Annotated in this window: 2 protein-coding genes; one reads left to right on the forward strand and one right to left on the reverse strand. The window is 44.7% G+C overall.

Annotated elements, in window-relative coordinates:
* Positions 1-569: 569 nt before the first annotated feature.
* Positions 570-1,964: a CBS domain-containing protein gene (locus F6K53_RS38010; RefSeq protein ID WP_293084893.1), complete on the forward strand. Its 1,395-nt coding sequence runs from the start codon at positions 570-572 to the stop codon at positions 1,962-1,964.
* An 83-nt stretch (positions 1,965-2,047) separates the two neighbouring features.
* On the opposite strand, the gene F6K53_RS38015 is transcribed toward F6K53_RS38010, so the two are convergent.
* Positions 2,048-2,165: nitrate reductase associated protein (locus tag F6K53_RS38015; RefSeq protein WP_293084896.1), on the reverse strand; the 118-nt coding region annotated here is incomplete at its 5' end.

Below are 2,165 nucleotides of genomic sequence, written 5' to 3' on the forward strand. Positions count from 1 at the left end.
CTCAATCAGCATGGCTATACAACCAAGCGTGGTCAGCAGTGGAAACGGATCTCGGTTAAGCGGGTTTTAGACCGGCTATACGGTAGAACCCCTAGGGTGTCTAGTTTGCCTCAAAACCCCAGTCAAGGGAACTTAAATCAGTAAGTAAATCAGTAAGCTCCAAGCTGGTAAAGTAGTTAGAACACCTGAAACAGAACGTTAGATAAGCCAGGGTACCTGATCGGACAATCCCATCGGACAATCCCATCGGACAATCCCATCGGACAATTGCCAAGCTAGGTCAGCAATGCCTAATTATTTGCCCCTAAGCCCAAATGGTGAAAGTCCCAGTATCCCTGGCAACCTATAAAAGCCAAAAGCTATGTCATATAAGGGTTAAAGATTATTTTGCTGTAACATCTATTTATTATATACCTTTATACAAGTTATGTGCATATTATTTCTGGATTTGCGGGATTTGTCCGTAACATCCCTCTAAAAAAACCCAGGCTCAGTAAATACACCAGCGCCATAGTGTGTAGCGGTTGGCGGCGGTCGTAGGTCACGGAAGTTCACGTATCAAATTAATTATGCAACTCAACGATCGACTTATCTGCGCCCCAACCCTAGAAGAGGCAATAGATCATCAGCCTTTGATCGTTGCTCCTGACACCCTCCTAATCGACGTAATTGCTTTGATGAGTCAGGAGGGAGGCAAAAGTTGTTCATTGCCCAATTTATACTCACCATCAGACCAGCTCAGCATTCGTGAGCCACGGTCTAGCTGCGTTTTGGTAATGCACTCAGACAAGTTGCTGGGAATATTTACTGAGCGCGATATTGTCCGGCTAACAGCTAATGGCATTAACTTTCAAGAGGTAACAGTAGCTGAGGTCATGGCACAGCCGGTGATTACGTTTCCTCAAACTGCTTGTCGGGATATCTTTGCTGCCTTATTTATATTTCGTCGGTTTCGGATTCGCCACTTACCAATTGTGGATGATCACGGTCAGCTTGTGGGTGTTGTCTCACCAGAGCGAATTCGCCAGGTCTTGCGACCAGCCAATCTGCTCAAGTTACGACGGGTATCAGAAGTGATGACCCCCCAGGTGGTTAATGCGCTTCCAACTGTCTCAGTATTGAGTTTAGCCCGACTCATGAATAAGCACCGAGTTAGTTGTGTGGTCATTACCTCCGACCATGGAGAGGATATCTGTATGCCAGTGGGGATTGTCACAGAGCGGGATATTGTCCAATTTCAGTCTCTCAAGCTGAATTTGTCTAAAGTCCAGGCTCAGGATGTGATGAGTACACCTCTATTTCTGCTGAGTCCTGAGGATTCTCTATGGACAGCTCATCAGGAAATGCAAAAGCGTCGTGTGCGGCGATTGGTGGTGTCTTGGAATTGGGGTAAAGAAATTGGTATTGTCACCCAAACAACCCTGCTGCGAGTGTTTGACCCAATGGAAATGTATGGCATTGTGGAGACATTGCAGCAAACCGTTGAGCAATTAGACCCAGCCAAAGAATCCGTGAACAAATCCCACAAAGCCATTCCCCCTGGTGAGGAGTTTGGGAAGATGGCAGAAAATGCGATCGCTTTATCAGGAGATAGGTTTAATCATAAATCAGAGTCACCCAACACAGACCAAAACACAGACCAAAACAGAAAACTAACAGTAATTTTGTCAAAACCGATAGAGGGTCAAGGATTAAATCATTCCCAACAGTGTGAGGATTTCAACTATCCCAAAAGTAACTTGAGCACCAGTCAAGATTATCAACTGTGTATCTTGCTCAACACTATTCAAGCTATTCTAGAAAACCTAGCTAACCACTCTAACCTATCATCAGAATTACGTCAAAGCCAGCTTAATTCAGCCTTAGATCATCTTGATCAAATGCGAGAGCTAATACAGAAACCCCTTAACCTGTCTTGTCGAGATCAGGTGGTGGTAGATCAGGTAGGTACTTCTAGCAGTTAAGCTAATCCAGATTTAAGGGACATATTTGACTTGGTCTGAGTTTGTTGAACGGTGTTCGCCGTAGGCGTCCCTTGTTGGGTAGGTTAACGGTTAACAAAAACTAATTGGAATTCTTTGAGTGCTGGTAAAAAGTTTTTGTTTTCATGACTAGGGCGCGTCAGTTTAATCAGGGCAAAACGTTGGATAGGAGTTAGTTCTGCC

This window comes from Moorena sp. SIO4A1 (assembly GCF_010672065.1).
In the GTDB taxonomy this organism is placed as follows: Bacteria; Cyanobacteriota; Cyanobacteriia; order Cyanobacteriales; family Coleofasciculaceae; genus Moorena.

Excerpts from the sequence above, each read along its gene's own strand:
- F6K53_RS38010 (WP_293084893.1), top strand. The coding sequence starts at position 570 with ATGCAACTCAACGATCGACTTATCTGCGCCCCAACCCTAGAAGAGGCA.